The organism is Desulfosporosinus lacus DSM 15449, from assembly GCF_900129935.1.
GTDB lineage: Bacteria > Bacillota > Desulfitobacteriia > Desulfitobacteriales > Desulfitobacteriaceae > Desulfosporosinus > Desulfosporosinus lacus.
On the sequence record NZ_FQXJ01000004.1, the window covers coordinates 223,218 to 245,522 of the forward strand.

General features: G+C 45.5%; 19 protein-coding genes. 9 read left to right on the top strand and 10 right to left on the bottom strand.

The features are described from left to right. Nucleotides 1–97: 97 nt before the first annotated feature. From csrA to flgM, 7 genes are all read right to left on the bottom strand, one after another. Entirely contained in the window at nucleotides 98–334 is a 237-nt protein-coding gene (gene csrA, locus BUB11_RS05465) for a carbon storage regulator CsrA (protein WP_073028435.1), read from the bottom strand. Between the two features lies 1 nt (nucleotide 335). Then, nucleotides 336–794 carry a flagellar assembly protein FliW gene (gene fliW / locus BUB11_RS05470; protein WP_073028437.1) on the bottom strand — a complete coding sequence of 153 codons (459 nt, stop codon included), beginning with the start codon at nucleotides 792–794 and terminating at the stop codon, nucleotides 336–338. A 159-nt stretch (nucleotides 795–953) separates the two neighbouring features. Next, nucleotides 954–1,502 carry a DUF6470 family protein gene (locus tag BUB11_RS05475; RefSeq protein WP_073028438.1) on the bottom strand — a complete coding sequence of 183 codons (549 nt, stop codon included), beginning with the start codon at nucleotides 1,500–1,502 and terminating at the stop codon, nucleotides 954–956. A 31-nt stretch (nucleotides 1,503–1,533) separates the two neighbouring features. Continuing rightward, nucleotides 1,534–2,439 (bottom strand): flagellar hook-associated protein FlgL, encoded by a 906-nt coding sequence (gene flgL, locus BUB11_RS05480; RefSeq protein ID WP_073028439.1) that lies wholly within the window; start codon nucleotides 2,437–2,439, stop codon nucleotides 1,534–1,536. 13 nt (nucleotides 2,440–2,452) lie between these two features. Further along, nucleotides 2,453–4,234: a flagellar hook-associated protein FlgK gene (flgK, locus tag BUB11_RS05485; protein ID WP_073028440.1), complete on the bottom strand. Its 1,782-nt coding sequence runs from the start codon at nucleotides 4,232–4,234 to the stop codon at nucleotides 2,453–2,455. 3 nt (nucleotides 4,235–4,237) lie between these two features. Continuing rightward, complete coding sequence (locus tag BUB11_RS05490) at nucleotides 4,238–4,720, bottom strand: flagellar protein FlgN (protein WP_073028441.1); 483 nt, start codon at nucleotides 4,718–4,720, stop codon at nucleotides 4,238–4,240. Nucleotides 4,721–4,797: 77 nt separating this feature from the next. Next, nucleotides 4,798–5,076, bottom strand: a complete 279-nt coding sequence (gene flgM / locus BUB11_RS05495) for a flagellar biosynthesis anti-sigma factor FlgM (RefSeq protein WP_073028443.1) — start codon at nucleotides 5,074–5,076, stop codon at nucleotides 4,798–4,800. Nucleotides 5,077–5,564: 488 nt separating this feature from the next. Between flgM and BUB11_RS05500 the strand changes: the two genes are divergently transcribed. Continuing rightward, complete coding sequence (locus BUB11_RS05500; RefSeq protein WP_073028444.1) at nucleotides 5,565–6,380, top strand: flagellar motor protein; 816 nt, start codon at nucleotides 5,565–5,567, stop codon at nucleotides 6,378–6,380. Then, nucleotides 6,377–7,243 (top strand): flagellar motor protein MotB, encoded by an 867-nt coding sequence (locus tag BUB11_RS05505; protein WP_073028445.1) that lies wholly within the window; start codon nucleotides 6,377–6,379, stop codon nucleotides 7,241–7,243. The genes BUB11_RS05500 and BUB11_RS05505 overlap by 4 nt, the downstream gene beginning before the upstream one ends. Here the strand turns inward: BUB11_RS05505 and BUB11_RS05510 are convergent. Continuing rightward, nucleotides 7,240–8,274 (bottom strand): M28 family metallopeptidase, encoded by a 1,035-nt coding sequence (locus tag BUB11_RS05510; RefSeq protein WP_073028447.1) that lies wholly within the window; start codon nucleotides 8,272–8,274, stop codon nucleotides 7,240–7,242. The genes BUB11_RS05505 and BUB11_RS05510 overlap by 4 nt on opposite strands. A gap of 29 nt (nucleotides 8,275–8,303) precedes the next feature. Here BUB11_RS05510 and BUB11_RS05515 point away from each other — a divergent pair, with 29 nt between their 5' ends. Together BUB11_RS05515 and BUB11_RS05520 are read left to right on the top strand one after the other, a co-directional pair. Next, complete coding sequence (locus BUB11_RS05515) at nucleotides 8,304–8,741, top strand: YaaR family protein (RefSeq protein ID WP_073028449.1); 438 nt, start codon at nucleotides 8,304–8,306, stop codon at nucleotides 8,739–8,741. 96 nt (nucleotides 8,742–8,837) lie between these two features. After that, a complete protein-coding gene (locus tag BUB11_RS05520) occupies nucleotides 8,838–9,623 on the top strand; it encodes a CheR family methyltransferase (RefSeq protein ID WP_073028450.1) in 786 nt (261 codons plus the stop codon). Between the two features lie 159 nt (nucleotides 9,624–9,782). Here the strand turns inward: BUB11_RS05520 and BUB11_RS05525 are convergent, their stop codons facing one another. Further along, nucleotides 9,783–9,977 carry a hypothetical protein gene (locus tag BUB11_RS05525; RefSeq protein WP_073028451.1) on the bottom strand — a complete coding sequence of 65 codons (195 nt, stop codon included), beginning with the start codon at nucleotides 9,975–9,977 and terminating at the stop codon, nucleotides 9,783–9,785. Nucleotides 9,978–10,179: 202 nt separating this feature from the next. Further along, on the bottom strand, nucleotides 10,180–10,566 hold the full coding sequence (locus tag BUB11_RS05530) for an EamA family transporter (RefSeq protein WP_073028452.1): 387 nt from the start codon (nucleotides 10,564–10,566) through the stop codon (nucleotides 10,180–10,182). A gap of 249 nt (nucleotides 10,567–10,815) precedes the next feature. On the opposite strand from BUB11_RS05530, the gene BUB11_RS05535 reads away from it, so the two are divergent. The 5 genes from BUB11_RS05535 to BUB11_RS05560 all read left to right on the top strand — a co-directional run bounded on the left by BUB11_RS05535 (nucleotide 10,816) and on the right by BUB11_RS05560 (nucleotide 22,225). Next, nucleotides 10,816–11,142, top strand: a complete 327-nt coding sequence (locus tag BUB11_RS05535) for an SCP2 sterol-binding domain-containing protein (RefSeq protein ID WP_073028454.1) — start codon at nucleotides 10,816–10,818, stop codon at nucleotides 11,140–11,142. Between the two features lie 589 nt (nucleotides 11,143–11,731). Next, nucleotides 11,732–12,610 (top strand): tyrosine-type recombinase/integrase, encoded by an 879-nt coding sequence (locus BUB11_RS05540; protein ID WP_073028455.1) that lies wholly within the window; start codon nucleotides 11,732–11,734, stop codon nucleotides 12,608–12,610. A gap of 70 nt (nucleotides 12,611–12,680) precedes the next feature. Beyond that, nucleotides 12,681–13,565: a ParA family protein gene (locus tag BUB11_RS05545; RefSeq protein ID WP_242947462.1), complete on the top strand. Its 885-nt coding sequence runs from the start codon at nucleotides 12,681–12,683 to the stop codon at nucleotides 13,563–13,565. Further along, complete coding sequence (locus BUB11_RS05550) at nucleotides 13,510–14,661, top strand: ParB N-terminal domain-containing protein (RefSeq protein WP_073028458.1); 1,152 nt, start codon at nucleotides 13,510–13,512, stop codon at nucleotides 14,659–14,661. The genes BUB11_RS05545 and BUB11_RS05550 overlap by 56 nt, the downstream gene beginning before the upstream one ends. Nucleotides 14,662–14,728: 67 nt before the next feature. Beyond that, nucleotides 14,729–22,225, top strand: a complete 7,497-nt coding sequence (locus BUB11_RS05560) for an SNF2-related protein (protein WP_242947463.1) — start codon at nucleotides 14,729–14,731, stop codon at nucleotides 22,223–22,225. Nucleotides 22,226–22,305 lie beyond the last annotated feature (80 nt).

The following is a 22,305-nucleotide window of genomic DNA, read 5'->3' on the forward strand; positions in this document are numbered from 1 at the left end:
CTCGTTTTTATCATTGATATAGTGATTGTTACGCCACCATATGATGCTGCATATTAATGCTTTCTGAATTAAAACGAAGTAAGCTGCACAGCGCACCTTACTTCATGTTAATTTGCAATACCTTCAACATATCCAACTCCGATATATCATTGGGAACGGCAGCCTGTTTATTTTCTGCCGCGATGGCATCGAAAATCTCACCGCGATAAATCTTGATCTCTTTTGGTGCCTCAATGGTCATACGGATGTTATCCCCTTTGACACCGACTACCGTCACCACGATGTTGTCACCAATGACGATTCGCTCGCCAACTTTTCGGGTAAGTGCCAACATATTATTTTCCCCCTTTGCCGGCGTCTTTCGGCAAGCCGTCAGGAAATAATTTATACCGGATTGAATACTCCGGTTTGTCTAAGATAACCTGCCTGCCAGTACAATTAAGGATATTCATCACTAAAGGCGCTAATAAGTTCACCGTCATATCCGCCAGTTTTTCCTTCACCGTAGCAATCAAAAACACCTTAGGCGGATTTTCATTAGAGAGACCTAGCTCTTCAGCCACGTCATCCTCTAGAACAAATTCATAGTCCTTTACAAAGGCAAAAGGATCAGCCAATAAAAATGTCAAATTAGCTTCCGTTGTAGACTGGAGATAAGAAAAGGGGCTTTCTTCACCGAGTGGTATATAGGCGAACTCCTTTTCGTTCGGAAAACCGGGGATTCCATGGAGGAATTTGAACAGCTGCTCTTCTGCCACCTCCAGCTCTCCGAATCTTGTTGACTGTATTTCCATAGTATTTCCTCCTTAGGGGAGTTTATCCAATTTTCAAAGGCCCCTGCTTCGAAAAGTGGGGGCACATCAGATTCTGGGGTAGAAAGACACGCCCTCGCAGAAATCTAAATGGTCAGCTTTAGCTAAACGAGTTCATCGGGTAACCTATCCAACATCTATTCAAACCTTAACATCTACAGTTGATATCTCAATACTTGGATATTGAGTGACCTGAATATCAACGTTCCCACGTCGGTAATCCTGTTTGACTGTGCCATGGTTTAGGTTTAAATCCACTTTTCCTTCAGTGGTATTGAACTGAACCGGACTAGCTTGATAACTAATGTCAGGCGAAGCGATATATGCGTAAGTAATATCGGGAACTACGGAAACTGTGGAGTTGGCCGCTATGTCAGCGATCGCATTTGACTTGCTCTGAATCCGAGCTAACTGGTTCCCTTCTTGGACAATCCGGCCGATAGTACTCATCACAGTTTGCTTACCTTTAGCAGCAATATCCCGAGCAAAATCGGTATTGTTCTTGATCCCAATTGAGTAACGACAGGGATACTGGTCAATCGTCAGTCTTCCTTGGGGTTGACTGATGTCCACCGTTGCCGCAGTAGTCTCTAGTTGCACCTTAGGTAAAGTAGTGTGTAGATTCATCTGGGCGTTATTGATGTTATAATTCAGACGAATGGGCTGAGTAGAAATGTTGATTCGGAGCATGGAAGCGACTCCTTCCGCTATATACTATTACTTATAGGAAATCCGCCAAAGACATCGGCAGTATACTAGCACCGATTTGAAGCGCTGTTTTGTATACATTTTCAGCGTTTTTATAATCAACAATAGCTTTAGCTACATCCACAGAATCATTGGTTGCCTGATCCCCTTCGATGATAGTATTGCTGCTATCCAGCATATTTTTAGCCATCTCGTAAATTGACATTCGAGCTCCCAACGATGAATGAGACAGCAGCATTTGGTCGCGATCATCCTCTATCAACGCTAAACCAGTGTCAGAAAGCCATTCCTGATCTGCCACAGTTCCAGACTTTAGATGATTTTTAACCTCAATCAGGTCATTTAGGATTTTTAGATCCGGGCCAAAAACATCCGCGCCAGTGAGATTTATGCTATCCTGTCTGGGAGTAGCCTCCCCCGGGTGAGTTGGCATGGAAATCTTTTCATTATCTCCATTATAGGTGATAATGTCACCAGAACGGGTAAATGGAGCAGTTTTATCACTCTGTCCAGCAAAGATATATCGCCCCCCTATTTGGGAGTTACCAATACTAATCATCTGGTTGATGAGATTATCGACAGTTTCTCCAATTGTCTGGATGGCAGAGGTGGGATTAGTACCATTACTGGCCTGGATTACCTGTTCCTTGATACTAATCATAATTTCACTCAAGTCCTGCATATTATCGTCGGTGGTTTCCATCCAACTTAGAGCATCTTTGGCATTCTGAGTATACTGATTATTTAACTCCAGACTTGTACTAAAACGTAAACTCCGCCCCACTTTAATCGGATCATCCGAAGGTGCATGAAGAGCCTTGCCATCCGCTAATTGCGTTTGGATCTTACTTGACTTCTCTAAGGATTTGTTAAGGCTGCTCAAAAAGTTGTAATTCATCATACTATTAGTGATTCTCAAACTAAATCTCCTCCTATCGGCCTACCATGCCAGTACCATTGATCAATTTGTCCAACATTTCATCCATGGCCGTTAATACTCTAGCGGATGCATTATAGCCTTTTTGAAATCTAATCATATCAGTCATCTCTTCATCCATATTTACCCCAGAGGTAGATGCTCTGAGATTAGTAAGCTGGTCAACTACAGTCTTCTGATTGGTATTCAGACGTTGGGCGTCTTGGGATTGTATACCCAAAGTACTTATCATTGCTGAATAAAACGAATCCAAAGAAACGTTACCAAGCGTAGATGAAAGTTTAGTTTTCAAGCAATTTCCCAACAAAATCGCATTGTCACCACTTGCATTGTTATCACCAGTCGACAAGGTGAAATCATAGGTATCAGTGGCAGCAGGAGCTGGAGTGGGAGTAGTATCGACTGCAATATTAATACTCATACCCAGGACAGTAAAGGAACCCGAAGGAGCAGAAGTATAGGTAGTACCATCATCAATAGAATATTCGACATTACCTGACGAATCAACCCGGACCTTTACGTTCTGCGGTGTAGCCCCACCAGTATAAGTACCAGTAGCGGAAACCGTTGCTTTACCAGTATTTCCTTCATCAGCTGTAACCGCACTAACCAGCGAAAACGTGGTTTTAGCAGCTATTATCGCCAGTCCGCTGGTCGAATCAGTTATATCCGTGTTTACCTGTAAAGCATTAATCCAACCGCCCGTTGGTGTTACCAGTGTATAATCTGTATTCCCGGCAGCATTCCCATCACCGAAAAAGTTACGCCCATTAGTATTATCAGTACCATAACCACTCCGGTGCACCGCATTAAAATCTTGCAATAGAAATTGGCTAACCTTTTCAAGGTTGTTCATATACCCTTTAATACCCTTTGTAGAGGAATCTCGGGAATCAAGCAGCCCCTTTAATTCACCTTTACCATCAGCAAAATTCACCACGTCCCCACTATTGACGAACACAACGTTTGTCACGTCATAACTAAGATTGTCAGGAGGTGTATTTTTGGCAGTTGTCTCAGTACTCAACTTATTGCAGTAGCCTTTGGCATCTACAAGAGTCAAGCCACTGGTCTGAATTGTATATCTTCCAGTACTATCTTCCTTAACGGAAATATCCACGAGGGTTGATAATTCATCGACAAGTAAATCCCTGCTGTCACGCAAATCATTAGCATTGTTGGTGCCACTAAACTCTGTAAAGTAGATCTGCTCGTTAAGTTTATTAATACTGTCCGTAATTTGATTAATTTTATCAACACTGGCAACAACTTCAGCGTTAATATTCGCCGCTGTATCTCTTAGCTGCTCGGCAGCATGTTTTACTGCATTAACAAGCGCTACACCCTGTTGAGCTACCGCAGTACGCGCTCCAGAATCAGAAGCATCAGTCGAGAGTGTTTGCCAAGACGTCCAGAACCGATTAAGCACGGTCTGAATACCGGTTTCAGAAGGCTCAGTGAATACCCCTTCCATTTTAGTCAAGGCATCGCTGCTTGTTTGACTGTAGCTAAGGGAGGATGATTCTTTCCACAATTGTTCATCTGTAAACCTGTCCCTCGCCCTGGTAATGGAGGCCACAGTGACTCCGCTTCCTGAATAGTTTTTATTCCGACCATAAACCTCACCCGATGGAGACGCGGTTACTAAGTTGACTCTTTGCCGGGAGTATCCGTCCGTACCTGCATTTGCAATATTATGGCCTACCGTTTCAAGCGAAGCTTGATTAGCATATAAACTTCGGGACAATATATTTAAACCGCCAAACGTGGAACTCATGTCTTAAATCCTCCAATCCATAAGATGCCGTTTCTTGTTTTCTTCCTTTTCTCTCTGTCCGGGGTATGTATAGGTATTACTCGTTTGGTGCGTCAATAGCCCTACTGTATAATCGACAATTTTCATGGCCTGTTGGAGAAGCTGAGAGTTGGTCTCATGAACTTCTTTTAATCGTAGGACAACTTGGTCCAGACTAAGTCGTACTCCCTCTAAAGCGGGGAAATGTTCAGCTAATTCAGCCAAAGTTAGGTCTTCAGGAGGTTTCCCCAGTTCACATCCGATTTGTTCTGCCCACATAAGCCGCTCTCTTTCCAAGCGATTAACCTGGATTATGAACATTTCTTCCTGAGCTGTTATTAATTCAATCTCTTGAATTTCATTTTTAACCAGAGCTTTTTGTTTCTTCTCTTCTAGGGTCAGAAGTTTATTATATAATTCAGCTTGTTCGCTTAAGTTGACATTTAAGTTTTGAAGTGCTTCAGACACAGAAATCTCCCCCTCTAAAAGTAAGCTGGTCTAGTAGAATGAAAGAAGCAAGGTCGGAAGCAACTTGCATTCCCAAACTATTCTTTCGGATATATCTCTAATAACTTATCAGCTATTCTTTGTCCATCTATTTTAAATTCTCCACGTTCGATCTGTTCAGTAAGCGCTCTTACGCGTTCCTCGCGGACAGAGGGAATTTCTTTGGCTTTCTGAAGCAAGGCCTGATACACTTGCGCCTTATCTGATACCGCTATTTTATCTCCCACAGAAACTGCCGTTTTATTCTCAGCATGTTTCAAACGACTGACCCCTTGAATACTGCCAACTGGAGACATTGATGTCCCGTTTATTTTCATATCATTCACTCCAAAATACATAGTCTTATTTTCTATATCGTAGATAACCTGTCAAAACTAAAGAGAAATTTTTTGTACTCTATGGTATATTTTCACAGGAAAGCAAGAATTATAGCTGATACTCTGCTTTTCTTGTATAATAAATGTGAAAAACTAATATGCAAAGTTGAGGCACCCCATGGATCGCTTGAGATGCATGTAAGCAAGAAAGGTCCAATAAATGCGAAGTAAGTGTCCCCATAACCACATATGGTGAGAAGTGGCCTTCCAGAAAGATAGATATCCGCTAGAAAATAAAGGGACTAAAGTTCATGATGAATTTTGACGATAGAATATATGGAGATAAGAAAATAAAAATCTTAATCTTATTATATTTTACATATCCGCTTCTTTAAAAAACACTTATATAAAAAAGCAAGGGAGGTACGTCACAATCCCTTATTTAAACCAACTTTACTTTAAAGCATAAGGGATGCGGCAAAAGCAACATGGATTTATCGACTATTATTGGTATTATCGTTGGATTCGGTTTCCTTATCGTCGGTTATATTTTAGAAGGGGGAACCGTCAGTTCCCTGGGGGGATTGTCTGCTGCAATAATCGTTTTTGGGGGGACCGCTGGAGCGGTTTTAGTCAGTTTTCCACTCTCAGACCTTAAAAACCTTCCTAAATGGATTAAACTTGCATTTATCTCCCAATCATTCGGCACCGCCGAAGCTTACGAAACACTCATAAGATTTGCTGAAAAGGCACGACGCGAAGGGCTGCTCAGCCTGGAACAAGAGCTTGAATCAGTGACAGATCGCTTTACTTACCAAGGAATGCAACTCGTCATTGACGGTACGGATCCTGAAATCACTAAGGAGATCCTGGAGTCCAATATCGCTGTCCTTGAGAAACGCCATAAAGTTGGAATCGCTGTTTTCGAGGCTGCCGGCGGGTATAGTCCAACTATGGGAATTATCGGAACGGTCATGGGCCTCGTCATGGTGTTAGGAAATCTTTCAGACCCCGAAGCGCTTTCTCATTCTATCGCCGCCGCTTTTATAGCAACCCTTTATGGGGTTGGCTCCGCAAATCTTCTCTGGCTTCCGATTGCAACGAAACTTAAAATGAAGGACAAGGCGGAAGTGTCGGCCATGGAGATGGTTCTAGACGGAATCCTCTCAATTCAAGCAGGCGAAAATCCCTCTATCCTTAAGGAAAAATTAAAAACACACGTAGGCTCTGCGCTTCTCTCCGAAGATAAAAATCGAGAAGGTGTTGCAGAACTTGGTAATGCTGCTGTGAGTGAAAGCCGATGAGCAGGAAACGCGAGCATGAAGCAGAAAAGGAAAATAGCGAACGTTGGCTTCTTACATATTCTGATCTTATTACATTGCTAATGATTTTCTTCGTTGTACTTTATTCTATGAGTAAAGTAGACGCTGCGAAATTCCAAGCCGTTGCCGAATCTCTTAACAAGGCACTTTCTGGAGGAGTTCCAGCAAAAATGGAGGTGTCCACAAGCCCATCCGGACCATCTCTCATTCAAACCGGCACCCCCTCCTCTACAACCACAGTCCCTGGCAAAGATAAGGATCCCAGCAAAACGACTGACACTGATCAAGCGGCGGCCAATGTTGGTCAGGGAAACACAGACGCTGAAAACATGAGCATTGAAGCAATTAAAGCCAAACTTGATAAGTTTGCGCTTGATAACGGAATTCAGTCAAAGCTAATCTCTTCCATGGAAGAACGCGGCCTGGTAGTCAGTATCCAAGAAACGCTGCTATTTGGAAGTGGTTCAGCCGATATAACCAACCGAGCTCGAGAAATCCTTAAAAGCATCTCTACCGTCCTCGGTTCGGCATCTAACCAGATCAGGGTTGAAGGGCATACTGACAATCTACCTATTCAAACCGCCAAGTTCCCCAGCAATTGGGAACTCTCCGTCATTCGTTCCACGAACGTCGTGCAAATTTTACAGTCAGCCGGGATTACCCCCAGCCGGCTCTCCGCAGCTGGTTACGGAGAATATCGGCCTATCGCTTCAAATGACACTATCGCCGGACAAGGCAGAAACCGTCGGATTGACCTGATCATTCTGCGCTCCAAATATGATGTAACCGAACCTACTAACCAAACCGCTGTTTCTGGCTCACTAGCCCCTGTCCTAATCCCTTAGAAAGCAAGTGTACGTACCGCTTGGTACATGATTTCTGTTGCCAAGTAAATCTGTTCAGATTTTATGAGTGCAATTGAGTCTTCAGGGGTATGATTTTTGTACAGCCATTCCTGCGCTAAGAGCGTGGCCGCTGGAATACCCTGTAAAGCAAAACTGACGGAGTCACTATTATGACCTGCTCTGGGGGTTAATTGGGCACTGGCACCACATTTAGTTGCAGCTTGTTGAATGGCATTTACGGCCGGATTTTTTCCATCCCCCCAGAGTGCAAAGTTTCCAACCATTCCATTTCCTACGGAGTCAGCATTTAGAACAGCGTGTATCTGGTTAAGGGTAAATGAAGGAGATTGGACAAAGGCTTGAGACCCTACAAATCCCATCTCTTCAGCACTCCAAAAAGCGATAACAATCGTGCGTTTTGGGACCTCCGCTTCTCGGATGATCCGCCTTATTACATCAAGTATACAGCCTACACCAGAGGCGTTGTCATTGGCTCCGGGGTAGACTCGCTCCTCGAAAACCCCCAGGTGGTCGTAATGTGCTGAAAGAAGAATAATTTCCTGGGGTTCTTCTCCCATTAACCCCCCTAATAGGTTGATACTTGGAAATCTAAGGTTTCTATTTTCCCCAGATTTAAAAGTCAGCCGACCATTAACCCTTGTTTCCACCACCGGGGGAATTGTAAATGCTTGAATAAAGCCCGTATTTGGGTCCCCCATCGGACGTAAGCCCAGCATACTCAATTGAGAAGCTAAATACTCAGCAGCTTTCGCCTCTCCTACAGATCCCGCCTTACGCCCTTGCATCTCAGGGGCGGTTAAAGCGTAGATATCATCCATAGCCGTGCGATTTAAGATTTCATAATTGATCTTATTATTTGCTTTAATCTCAGGGGGCAGCAAGAGTTCAATCGGCGGACGCCCCAGCCTCGTCTTTATAGCCTCTCCAAAACGAGTCGGCAAAAAACTCCATGGTAACATAATTGCTCCAAGACCAAGTATTGTTTTTAAAAAAGCTCTGCGCGTTTGCATGATTAATCCTTTCTAAGAGGAGAATGACTATGTCTATACGTATCAATTCACCACATCAACCCCTGACTCCTAATCTCGATTCTCAGAGTTCCTTGGAGCGTAACAGCGATTTTAGCGGCATCTTATCTAAGACTCAAAAAATCCAGAGCGTCGAACTCCAATCCTTTCTCGAGCGCCTGGGGGTTCAAGGGAAAAAATTGGCTCAATCCCTTTCAATCGGTGACCTTAAAGACTTTCGTGATATGGTTAAATCCTTCCTGCGATCAAGCTTTGGGCAAAGCCGCAAAATGCAGGAAGATACATCTTGGGATTATCAAGGTCGCCCTAAGGTCATGGCACGTGTCGGAAAAATCGATCAAGCGTTGGATGAACTCGGAAAACAGCTTCTGGATGAGCAAGCCAAACCCCTCGAAATTTTAACCAAGATTGACGAGATTCGCGGATTGATCGTCGATCTTTTTGCCTAAGGGGTTGTTACTCTTTACTATTCGTTCAAAAACCCTAAATCTCTTCTTTTTAACATCAGAAAGCCTTTCATTAATCAAGAAAGAGGTGTAACCCCTTTGTCCACATCAATATCCAATACTTACGAAGACTTTGTTAAAGGGTTCCACCCCAAGAGCGGCTTAGATCTTAAGTTTTATAAGCAAAACCAGATGCAGCGGCGAATTCTTAGCTTTATGAATTCCCACGGACATCCGACCTATCCGGAGTTTTTAAAAGCACTCAATGCTGACCCGGTATTGTACGATGCCTTTTTCAAGCATTTAACCATTAACGTCTCCCAATTCTTTCGGGATGCGACTCAATGGAAAACACTTCGAGAAACGATATTCCCCTTACTCCTCCAAAATAAAACGCCTTTGAAACTTTGGAGCGCGGGATGTTCCAGCGGTCAGGAGCCTTACTCACTAGCCATGACAATGATGGAATATTTCTCGATGGCCAAGTTTAGCATACTGGGTACAGATATTGATGTCAACGTATTGCGTCAAGCCAAAGAAGGCCTTTATAAACAAAATGATTTTGCGAGCACTCCGCCAGAATTCCTGCAAAAGTATTTTACCTCATCTGACAAAGGACATCAAATTCATGATTCTGTCAAGCGGCAAGTCAGTTTTCAACCTCAAAACCTGTTAACCGATCGTTTCCAAACCGGCTTCGATTTCATAGCCTGTCGCAATGTTGTCATTTACTTTACTGAAGAAGCCAAAGAAATGCTTTATAAAAAATTCACAGACTCCCTGCGCCCTGGTGGAATTCTCTTCACCGGCAGCACCGAACATCTCTTCGGACTAAATCATCTTGGCCTTAAACCCGTGTCCTCCTTCTTTTACCAAAAACAGTGAACTCATTCAGCTAACGCTGAACAAGGGGCATATCCACAGACGAATACATTCACGCCGTAGGATGGAGACTATCGTCACTGAAGTAGAAAAAAGGTTCTTGATCCATCAATTAGGGGCTCTGACTCATTATATTAATGAATCAGAGCCCCTTTAAGTACTTCACATAAAAGACGTAGGACATTCTCTCTCATACTGTTGTACAAATTCTTCCAGTGGATAAGTAACCCCTTTACCGTTAAACTCCAATGATACCTGCTGGGCATTCGGATTAAAACCGATGAACTTCATTCCGAGTAGTTTGGCCATTTTAGATAATTCAATCCGCGTACCTCGCCCGAAATCCTGAAAATGCATCCAACAACACGCCCCTTTTTCTAGTCTTGTCATTGACTCCAAAAAAATAATGGGTATCCCATTTGGAACGCTTAGAATTTCTATCAAGTGGAAGGAAATATTGGAGTTATTCTATTAACTCTAGATTAACATATCCTATTCAAGATATCCATTTAACTCTCTATATCTAAGATATGATTTTTAAATACTTTCTTAACAATCATTAGGTTTGTCCCCATAATCCTAAAACACTCATTCCAGCCAAAATCAGTAAGCATCCTAGAATTTTTGGCAAGGTCAGAACTTCATGAAGAAAAAAAGTTCCGTAGAGAATTGCAATCACATACCCCAAGGAAACAAGCGGGTATGCATAGCTGAGCTCCCAGCGTGAGATCACAACCAGCCAAAGAACAGAACTTACACCAAAACAAGCAAACCCAAGAAATATTGCAGGAGTTAATATAATTGATCCCAATTGTCTCCAAATTCCGGTAACCGATACTCTCCCATACTCAACCATACCCAGGCGAAACAAAAACTGCCCTGTAGCCCCTAATAAGATGGAAAACAAGGCAACGGCTAAGGGACGCACTTCAGAAATTAAAGACATTAAATCAAAACTCCTTGAATTTTAAACTCTGGAACCTAAAGTAGATATTAATTAAGTTTTCTCAATCTGACATCTATTTATACTCTAAATCAAAGCCTATATAATGTATTCATTTATATTCATTTCTAAATCAATATCACGCTCCAATGAAAATATTTTGAAATGTACAAACTATTATGGTATATTTTTCTATAATGTGAAAACTTTCATAACATTATGATTTTAGAAAGAAAAGGGAGGAAAAACACTATGACCGTCCGAGCTGAATTACAAGAACTTGTGGAGAAAATGAATGCCAATCCCGAGCATATTGCTTCTGAAAAAGACCGTATCTTCCAAATTAACCTAGAGGAAAGCGGTGAATTACAAATTGTCTTCAAAGCTGGTCAAGTGCAAATGGTTGAAGGGCCTGCACCAGACCCAGAAGTTATCCTCATTATGAACGAAAAGAACTTCTCGAAATTGTTAAAAGATAAGTTGAATACTACAATGGCATTTATGACTGGTGGGTTAAAGGTTGAAGGCAAATTAGGTTTGGCCTTAAAACTTCAAGAAATCGTAAAATTGTATCAATAAAGAAACTTTGCCTTTATCAATAAATGAATGAATGATCACCCATATAATGTTTAAAAGTGTCTTGATCAAACGGATAAATCAGCAAAATTTCGCCCGTCTAAATAGCCTCCCTCGATTTACTAAGGGAGGCTACGCTTTTTACAAAGTTATTTATGCTACACTTTAAAGACTGCACTCCGTAAGACTCGTTCTTGTTCAAATTGAACAACTCTTCAATCGTTTACCGAATTCCGCCAGTTGTTCTTTATCGCAAAACATTTATTTTAATCCCTCTGTAAGGCCTTTAACCTTCTAAATACTAAGCAAAGAAAGAAACGTAGCAACCCCTTGAGAAATCTCAAGATTACTACGTTTTCATTCTATGAACGAAAATTTACTTTGTATTTTATTGCAAAATAAAGCTTATGGGAAACGGCTATGCATTATTATGCAACAACCAGTTTCCCATAAGCATTGCGAAGTCAACCTATAAGCCGAGTTAGGAGAGAAAATAGGCGAAGGTTTATTGCTTACGAGAAAAATAACATAAGTATACGTGTAAATGTATATTTATGTGACAGCCTCATCTGAGAAATGAGGTTGTTTTTTTATGGATTTTTTTAGTTATCATCCTGATTTCCTTACTTACATAATAGCCAAGGGGCACTCCTCCTCAACGGCTACGGCGTATGGAGGTGATGCAAACTGTTTCAGAAAATTCCTAAAAGAAAACGGATTAAGCTCTGACGTTTCTGAAATCGACCAACGCGTGATACGCCGATATATCGTCTGGTTGAAAGCACGCAAAAACAAACCTAATACTATGAAAAGAAAATTGGATAGTCTAAGCTCATTTTTTAATTATCTTGAGCTCGAAGATATCATTGTCAAAAACCCAATGGGTAAAGTTGAGCGAATTAAAAAGCAGATAATCCCACGCACTTTCCTCAGAGAGGACGAAGCAACACGTTTAATATATGTCGTAGATAATTGGGATATACGCAATAAGGTAAGAAACCAGGCTTTCTTCAGGGTATTCCTCTATACCGGTTTAAGGGTTTCAGAGATTTGTGCGATTGATTGGAGTGACATTGACTTTAAAAACAAAACTCTTGCCATCAAGAAAGCTAAGGGGAATAAATGCCGAATAGTTTTTTTAAACGACGAACTATGTGAACATTTATGGGCTTACTTACAGACAAGGCTCCCCCTTATCAATAAGGCCCTTTTTTTCAACCGTTACAATAACAGGATGCGCCCAAAAAATGCTAACAAAATAATCCGTCAGTATACGAGAAAAGCCGGAATTGACAAGTATTTGACCGCCCATATTTTAAGGCACACGTTTGCTACTATTCTCGTTCAAAAAGGCGTGGATATTATTACAATTCGGGATTTACTCGATCACAAAGATGTCAGCACAACTCAGATTTATACCCATTCTACAGAAGACAGGCAAAGAGACGCTCTACAACAATTACAATTGTAACGTGATCTCCAGTGGCATTTTTACATTTTCACTCATATTGAATTTCATGACAAGCCGCCTCTTTATAAATATGAAAGTAACTCGCTGTTTTATTATAATCTTAGGAGGTTTTGAGATAATGGAAAACTGCAAAATTATAGCTATCGCCAACCAAAAAGGCGGTACAGGGAAAACAACCACAGCTTATAACATGGGAATCGCCCTCGCGGAAATAGGCAAAAAGATTCTGCTGGTGGATAACGATCCACAAACCAATCTGACAACGGCTTTTGGTATTAGAAACACTGACGATTTATCTATATCATTGCACGATGTTCTGACTATGCTCATGGATGGACAGGAGTTGCCGGACAAGAGCGAATATATCCTGCGTGGTGAAAAGCTCGACCTTATCCCTTCAAGCATCAACTTGTCAGTAACAGAAATCAACTTGCGAGATGAAATGGGTGGTGAACGTACCTTGTCAAACCTTCTGGAACCACTCCGTGAGGATTATGACTACATTATTATAGATACAAACCCGTACCTTGGCTTGCTGACAATTAATGCACTTGCTGCCTGTGATAGTGTTATCATCCCAGTCAGTACCCAGCTTTGGTCAGCGAATGGTCTTACAGCTTTGCTGAATATCATCCTTAAAGTCCAAAAAAAGATAAATCCCCGCATCCGGGTCTCTGGAATCCTCATTACCATGACAGATGAACGTACCATCCTGTTCAGAGAGGCCATGGATCTGATTGACGAATATTTCAAAGATAAAATTCGGATATATGACGTGCACATCCCCGTGACGGTTAAAATTGGCGAGGCTAACTTCCACAGCCGCAGTGTGTTGGATTTTGACGCCAAAAATAAGGCTGCCCGTGCATATGCGGCTTTTGCAAAGGAGGTTATTGACCATGGCGACATCAGCGGCGGTAGCAACACAGCAGACAAAGCCCAAGCCTCGGCTTAAAAACCTTGATGAGTTGTTTAAACTTAACGAGGATCACAAAGAGCAGGTCCCGGAAACTGTTACCACAGAAATCTCCCAAACATCCAATGAGGTACAGGACACAATTTTCACAACACTGCCCTTTTCCCTGATGGATGACTTCAAAGAGCACCCCTTCAGACTGTATGAGGGCGAACGGAAAAAGGATATGGTAGAAAGCATCAAGGATAAGGGGATTTTACAACCCCTTATCCTCCGGCCTAAACAAAATGACCGCTATGAAATTCTTTCCGGTCATAACCGGAAGTATTGCGGTATTGAAGCTGGTCTTGAGGGCTCCCCTGTCATCATAAAGAAAAACCTGTCTGACGAAGACGCTTGGATCTATGTCATTGAAACGAACCTCTTACAACGCTCTTTCTCCGATATGCTTGAATCCGAGAAGGCCGCCGTATTATCCTTGCAACACTCAAAACTATTCTCACAGGGCAAGAGAAACGATATCATAGCAGCTCTGAAAAAGCTTGAAAACCCGCATGATACCAGCGAAAACTCAACTTCTGCGGAAATCCGCAAAAGTTCTAACACCCGCAATGCCCTTGCCGAAGAATACGGCCTCAAACCCAATCAGATAGCCCTTTATCTGCGGGTTCACCAACTCATTGACCCCTTGAAAGTACGGTTAGACCACAATGAACTTCCCTTATCCGTCGCAGCGGACCTCTCCTTTCTGAAAGAAACCGAACAGAAATCCCTGGATAAGTGCCTGGAGCTGAACGGCTTTAAAGCGGATATGAAGAAAACCGATATCCTGCGCGGATATTCCCAAAAAGGCAAACTCAACGAGGAGAACATCTTCCTGATTTTAAACGGCGAACTGGGCTGCCCCCCGAAAAAGAAACGCGCGCCGACCTTCAGGCTTAAACAAAAAGTCTATTCTCAATATTTCACTCCCGGCCAAAAAGCATCAGAAATTGAGGAAGTGATTGAAAAAGCCCTGGAATTTTATTTCAGTCAAAATCACAACCGGGAACAAGAAACGGCCTCACAAGAATCAGCAGCCTATCTCTCCGCTGATGACGCCGACCATGATTATGATGACGAACAAGCAATGTAAACACTCTTTTCAAGCCGGTCCTGATACTAAAACGGGACAGTATTGAAAACGGAAAGGAGGTATTGCTTTGAGAGACGATGAGAGGTTAAAGGTCATTTACGAAACCGCAACATCCATCATAATAAGGACACCCGAAGCGTGGGCGGAATATCTGGCCTTTGCCTCCCGGATATATAAATATTCTTTTGATAACGCTTTACTTGTCTACGCCCAGGACCCAGGCGCCTCCATGCTGGCCACCAAGGAAATCTGGAAGCGTGTTGGCCGTGACCCTATTGACAAAGCCAAACATATTGCCGTCTGTGAATACAAAAACGCCAGGAATAGCTTAAAATACCTCTTTGATGTCTCTCAAACCAACGGCCATACCCTTCCGAAACAATGGACAGCCGACGAAAGTAGGCAACCACTGCTGGCGCTTAGGCTGTCCGAACGATACAATTTAAATAACCCCTATCTCAGCCTGATCATTAGTCAGCTCGTACATGAAGCTATGGAGCAATCCTTTGAACAGTACATGCAGGATTTTGAGCTGGACATTGCAGGTCACTTTTTCGCGGAGCTGCCCAAAGACGGGCTGTATGCGCAAATTCGGGAAATTGTTGAAGCCAGCGCCCAGATATTTGTCTGTTCCCGCTGCGGAATAGAGGCACCGAAATCCTGCCTAAGCACGCTATCCACGATATCTCACTTTGACACGGTCCCCCTTGCCGCCCGGTTGGGAAACATCATAACTGAGGTATCCAAGCACATTTTGCTGGAAATTGAACGAACCGTTAAATTATTAGCAAAGGAAAGGAGTGAAAATCATGGAGAAGAAATTGAACCTGGCATATACCGAGAAAGATGGCCTGCTCTATCCGAACATCAACATCGGGGACGAGGCGGAGAACAACGGCCAACCCCTACGCAGGTTCGGACGGGATTGGATGAACCACCTGCACAGGAACCATCGGCAGCGGTTCATGACCCTGCGGATGACCGGCGCTCTGGAAGCGACCGCCCGGAGAGTGGACGCGGAAGCTCTGGAACGGCAGGAAACAATCTATCAACAGCTATTGACGAAAAACCCGCCTCCGCCAACCGAGGACACGCTGGTGAAGGCCCGTCACCTAAACAGCCTGCGCCTGACAGCGGAGGAAATCGTGATGACGGAAATCGTCCTGAAACCGAGATAACAACCGAACAGCCAAGTCCCGAAGAAGAGCCGCAAGGCTCTTTTTTGCTGCCTGAAATCTTCTATACCCCGAAGAAACATCTTCCCTACCAGGTGGGCGATGTGATACTCAGCCTTTCCGCCCAGGCCCGGATTGTCAAGATTACCGATGCCAATCTATTCTATGCCTTAGCTGGCGAGGACGAAAATACGGCTCCCCACGCCATGAAGCGTGAGCGTTTTGAAACCAATCTGGAAAGCGGTGTCTACCAGACTATCCGGTCTGATGATGCCGAGCTGTATGTCGGTCCTGCTGAAAGCACTACTGAAACCGCTGTTGTTGAACCTGTCAAGCAAGCCGGCGGCAACGACGGTCTGGTCATTGGCACTGATTCACAAAACAACTCCCCTGCCGAGCACCAAATGACCGATGAAGAATACCGGCAAGGCTATGAACACATCCTGACCAGCACCGTCATGTACCCGGAAAGCATGTACACGGCTATTCGGAGCCTTTTTGCTGCCGGACTGGGAATATCGGAAAAAGCGCAGGCTTTGGCTGAAATCTATCAGCAATACGGCAACGCCGAACTTCAAGAGGATATTCTGTATCGCACGGCGCTCCGGAAAGATGACGGCCTTTCTTTTTATATTGGCGCTGACTACACCTATATGTCCTGGTTCGAGATTGCCGTCCTGATCGACGCTCTGATCGAGGACGGAGATTACCCAGACCCTCGGGAGCAAGAAATCAACAGCCTTGCAAAACGCATTGGCGATTATAACATTCCCGATGAAGTGGAGGAAATGAACGGTGCTGGCGACACCGATGAACCGGAAACAGAGACTCAGGATAGCTACGAACCGACAGACGAAGAACTGTACGCCGATGTCGATGGGTTTCTGGCCCTTACTCACAATCTGTACGACGGTTGGCAGGAAGAAATGGCGGCAGAAGTTGCCAAGGTTCAAGCGGATGAGTACCATATGTACGCCTTGTTCCGTGATATCGAGGAAAAGCCTTTATCTGTCGGTCACAGCTATGTTGAGTGCTTTGCCTTTGCAGACCATGTCACTATCCGAGTCAACAATCTTGATTTGGATTTTACCTATCAGGAAATTGCCGAGCGCATCAAAACCCTTATTGAAATAGGAAATTTCCCTATCCCAGCCGTGCAACCCGTCAGGGCTATGGTGGTTCCAAAGGGCGGCCAGCCTGATTTTGCCAAAGAAGTACCACCTCCCTCCTTTGCTGATGCCCAGTTTATTGAGATCAGCGATATCCCCCGTTTTGAGGAAATTGATACCTTTGTACCCGTTCCCAAGATCGTAGAGTTTGCGCAGAATGCCGGACAGCAAATAAGCCTTTTCGATCTCACGCCCCATGATTCCGACAATGATGAAACGCCGGACGCCAGCTTTGTGTTGGACGAGGAGACTGCCGGTGAGGACGGCGCTGAAACACACGCGGCAGAACCCCTTACGGAGCCGGCCGCACCTGAGGCACCAAAAAACGCCCCCGCTCCCCAACGGTCTAAACGCCTTAATTACCATTATTCTGCCGACGACAATCTTTACCCGCCCGGAGCCAAAACAAAATTCCACAATAATATGGAAGCCATCCGTCTTTTACAACGGATTGAAAGCGAAAGACGATGGGCGACGGCCGACGAGCAAAAGATACTGGCCCGCTACGTTGGCTGGGGCGGTATTGCCGAGGCCTTTAACCCCAAGGCGGAAAGCTGGGATAAGGAATACCGGGAGCTGAAGCTGGCCCTGGATGAAAAGGATTACGCTCAAGCGCGGGACTCCATCCTCACCGCCTATTATACCGAACCGGAGCTTGTTTCCTGCCTCTATGGGGCTTTGGCGCAATTCGGTTTCACAAATGGGAAAAATCGCCGTATCCTCGACCCCGCCATGGGCACAGGCAACTTTTATGCCGTTTTGCCCGAGCAGCTGCAAAATGCCAAGCTGACCGGCGTGGAGATCGACAGCATTACCGGCAGGCTGGCTCGGCAGCTCTATCCAACCGTGGACATACAGATCACCGGCTTTGAAACCTCAAAGGTAGAAAACGACACCTATGATGTCGCTGTCGGCAATGTTCCTTTCAACGAAATCCAGATATACGACCGGCGCTATAAGGACAATTATTATATCCACGACTATTTCTTTATCCGCGCTCTGGATGCCTTAAAGCCGGGCGGCATCGCCATTTTCATCTCTTCCAAGGGAACGCTGGACAAAACCGATACCTCGGCGCGGGAGAAAATCGCCCGGCGCGCCGACCTGCTCGGGGCGATCCGGCTGCCTGACCACACCTTTAAGGCGCTGGCCGGGACGGAGGTTACGACCGATATCCTGTTTCTCAAAAAGCTGGAACAGCAACGCAACCTGCCGAAAAGACAGCTTCCCGCTTGGGTGTTTACCGATAACAGGCCTGGCGACTCTATGCGCCTGAACCAGTATTACCTTGACCACCCGGACATGATTCTGGGAGAAATGAAGTATGTCTCCGGGCGCTTTGGACGCACCGAAGCCTGCGTGGCACCCGAAGGACAGGAACTGTATCCCCTGCTGCGCGCTGCTGTCGGCAAGCTGCAGGGTGAATTCACAGCCCAGCCGGATGAAGAATTCACGGAGCAAGAGCAGAAAATTTCCACAGAGGGTTTACTGGAAGCGCCTGAAGGTATGAAAACCTATACCTATCAGATTCAGGACGGGAAAATCTATTACTGTTCTGACGGCAAGCTCCATCCCCAGGATATCACCGGGAAAAAGGCGGAACGCATTTTGGGGCTTTGCGCTATCCGTGAAGCTCTGCGCCAAGTTATTGATATCCAATCCTCCGACAGGCCCTATGATCCGTCAGACCTGCAAGCGGCACAGGCCGAGTTGAACCGGCGTTACGACGCCTTTGTCAAGAAAAACGGTCCCATCAACGACAAAGGCAACATTCTGGCCTTTTCCGATGACGACACTTTTCCGCTGCTGCGCTCTATTGAGGATTACGACAAGCAAAGCGCTGCTTGGAACAAATCGCCGGTGTTCACCCGTGCCACCATCCGCCCGAACAGGCTTCCCGACCATGCTGAAAGTGCGTTGCAGGCCTTACAGATTTCCCTAAACTTAAAGCAAAAAGTAGATATCCCGTTTATGGCCAAGCTGTATAGAAAATCACCGGAGGAAGTTATCGCGGAACTGGGCGGCAGGATTTACCTGAATCCCCGGAAATACTCCGGCAATCCCTTTGAGGGCTGGGAACTGGACGAAGAATACCTATCCGGCTATGTCAAGGATAAACTGGCTTACGCAAAGCTCCGGGCGGAGGACAACCCGGAGCTTTTTCAGCGCAATGTGGAGGCCCTGCAAGCAGTCCAGCCAAAAGACCTGCTTCCCGGCGACATTGAGTACAGCATTGGTACACCCTGGATACCTATCGAATATTACACGCAGTTCATGTACGAAACCTTCGGCACCTACGAGCGCCATAAGGGAACCGAAAGCTATAGCCTCAACGTTGAGTACATGGAGTACAGCAACCAATGGTTTATCACCGGCAAGCAGCAGGAAAGGGATTCTGTTAAGGTCAATAAGGTGTTCGGCACCAGCCGCAAGAACGCCTATGAGATTCTAGAAGACACACTGAATCTACAAAGTGTTACGGTCCGCGACAAAGTGAAGTATACCGACTACGACGGCAAGGAAAAAGAAAGATATGTCGTCAATGCCCAGGAAACCATGATCGCCCGCGGCAAGCAGCAGCAAATCAAAGAAGCTTTCCGGGACTGGCTTTTCCAAGATAAGGTGCGTTCCGAAGTGCTCTTGAAAATTTACAATGAAACCTTCAATAACGTAGTTCCCCGCACTTATGACGGCAGCCATCTGGTATTTTCCGGCATGTCGGATACGGAGCAGCTCCGGCCCCATCAGCTTAACGTGGCCGCACGCATCATCTACAACGGCACCGCGCTGATGGCCCACGAAGTCGGAGCCGGTAAGACGGCGGCTATGGTGGCCGCAGGCATGTACATGAAGCGCGCCGGCATTGTCAATAAACCCCTTTATGTTGTACCCAATCACATCATCGACCAGTGGGCCAACGAATTTTTACGTTTTTTCCCCAGCGCCAGCCTGCTTGTGACCAATGAAAAGGATTTTGAGAAAAAAAACAGGCGGCGCTTTGTGTCCAAGATTGCCATGGGTGAATACGACGGTATCATTATCTCCCACAGCCAGTTTGAGAAAATCGCCATGTCGCGGGAACGGCAGGAAAAGATGCTCACGGATGAAATCAACCACCTGTCTTTCATCATCGACCAAATCAAGGCTGAAAAAGGCGAAAACTGGAGCATCAAACAAATGGTGATCTTCCAGAAAAACCTCACGGCCAAACTGGACCGGCTGGTCAATGCGGATACCAAGGACGACCTGATCGACTTTGAGGCCCTCGGCATCGACTACCTGTTTGTTGATGAAGCTCATATGTACAAAAACTGCTTTTCCTATACGAAAATCCGCAACGTGGCCGGCATCAGCACGGCCAGCAGCCAGCGGGCCGCGGATATGAAATTGAAATGCCATTATCTCCTGGAAAAATATCAGGGGCGCGGCGTCACCTTTGCAACGGGAACGCCCATCAGCAACAGCCTGGCGGAGTTTTTTATCATGCAGACATACCTTCAGCCGCAGGAATTAAAGCGCCGCAAAATTGACTTTTTTGATAATTGGGCCGCTACTTACGCACAGACCACCACCAGCCTGGAAATCCGGCCGGAGGGCACCGGCTACCGGATGCGCACTCGTTTTGCCAGGTTCCAAAACCTTCCGGAATTAATGAATATCTTTTTCCTGGTGGCGGATATTCAGACGGAGGATATGCTGGGACTGCCCGTACCGGAAATCGAGGGCGGCAAGGCCCAAGCAGTTGTCACCGAAACCACGGAATTTCAAAAAGAAGTGCTTGCCACCTATATTCAGAGAGCGGAAGCCATACGGAAAGGCGAAGTGGAACCTTACGAAGACAATATGCTCAAGCTGACCCATGAGGCCAAGCTGCTCTCCATTGATCCCCGGCTGCTTTATTCTGATGCCCCCAACGACCCCGACTCCAAGCTCAACGTTGCTATTCGGAATGTGTATGACACCTGGCAGGACGGCAAGGAAAAAAGGCTGACGCAGATTGTATTTTGCGACAGCGGCACACCAAAGCCGGGACAATTCAATGTCTACGACGAGATGAAATCCTGCCTGATCAAAAGGGGCGTACCGGAGCAGGAAATTGCTTTTATCCACGATGCGAAAACCGATGCCCAGCGAGAAGCGTTGTTTGAGAAGGTGCGCGCAGGCCTGGTCACGATACTCCTTGGCAGTACCCAAAAATTAGGGATGGGCACCAATGTTCAGGACCGCCTCTACTGCATCAACCACCTGGACTGCCCCTGGCGGCCTTCGGACATCCAGCAGCGCAACGGGCGCGGCAAGCGCCAGGGAAACCTCAATCCCTTGATCAAAATTCGCCAGTATGTTACGCGCGGAACCTTCGACAGCTACTTGTGGCAGATTCAAGAACAAAAGCTGCGTTTCATCACCCAAGTGATGACCGGCAAGGCGATCACCCGCACCTGCGAGGATATTGACGAAACGGTGCTCACAGCCGCCGAGTTCAAAGCGATTGCTACCAATAACCCCTTGCTGGCTGAAAAGATGAACGTGGACAATGAAGTAACCCGCCTTTCTATCTTGCAGTCTAGCTGGCAAAATGAACGGGCCTCCCTGCGACAGGCCATAGAAAAGGGATATCCGGGCGAAATAGCCAGGATTACTGCACTCATTAACCAGGCAACTTTGGACATTCAGGCCCTGGAACAGACTCCAAGCCAAGACTTTTCCCTGGAGATAAATGGCGTGCGTTACAGTGAACGCGCCAAGGCCGGAGAAGCCTTGGAAAAGTACCTGGCTCTTGTCTGGAAGGAGGACGAGACCTCCACAGATGTGGAAATCGGCTTGTTTCGCGGTCTGAAGATCCAGGCCGGCCGAGAGTTTTTCACTAAGAAACTAAAGCTGCTGAACAACGGCGCTTACTCCCTGGATATGAGCGACAGCGGAATCGGCAACATCACCCGGATGGAAAACCTGATCGAAAAGCTCCCGGATATCCGCAGTGACTACGAAAAAAAGCTGGCTGATGTACAGGTACAGCTTGCCGAAGCAACGCTTGCAGCGGCAAAGCCCTTCCAATATGCCGCTCTGCTTGAAGATTATTCCCGCAGGCAGGGCGAAATCAACACCCAACTTGAATTCCAAGAGCTGTCCGCACAAGCGGACATGATTTTTGATGAAAACGACAGTCCGACGGCCACTGTTTTAACGCCAGCGGTCAAGGAGCAGGAATACGCACTATGAGGTCAGCGCCCCCTTTAGGAAACTTATCTCTACCAAGATCTATTCCGGTCGCCTTGACGCGGCTTTTTAAAAGGAGGACA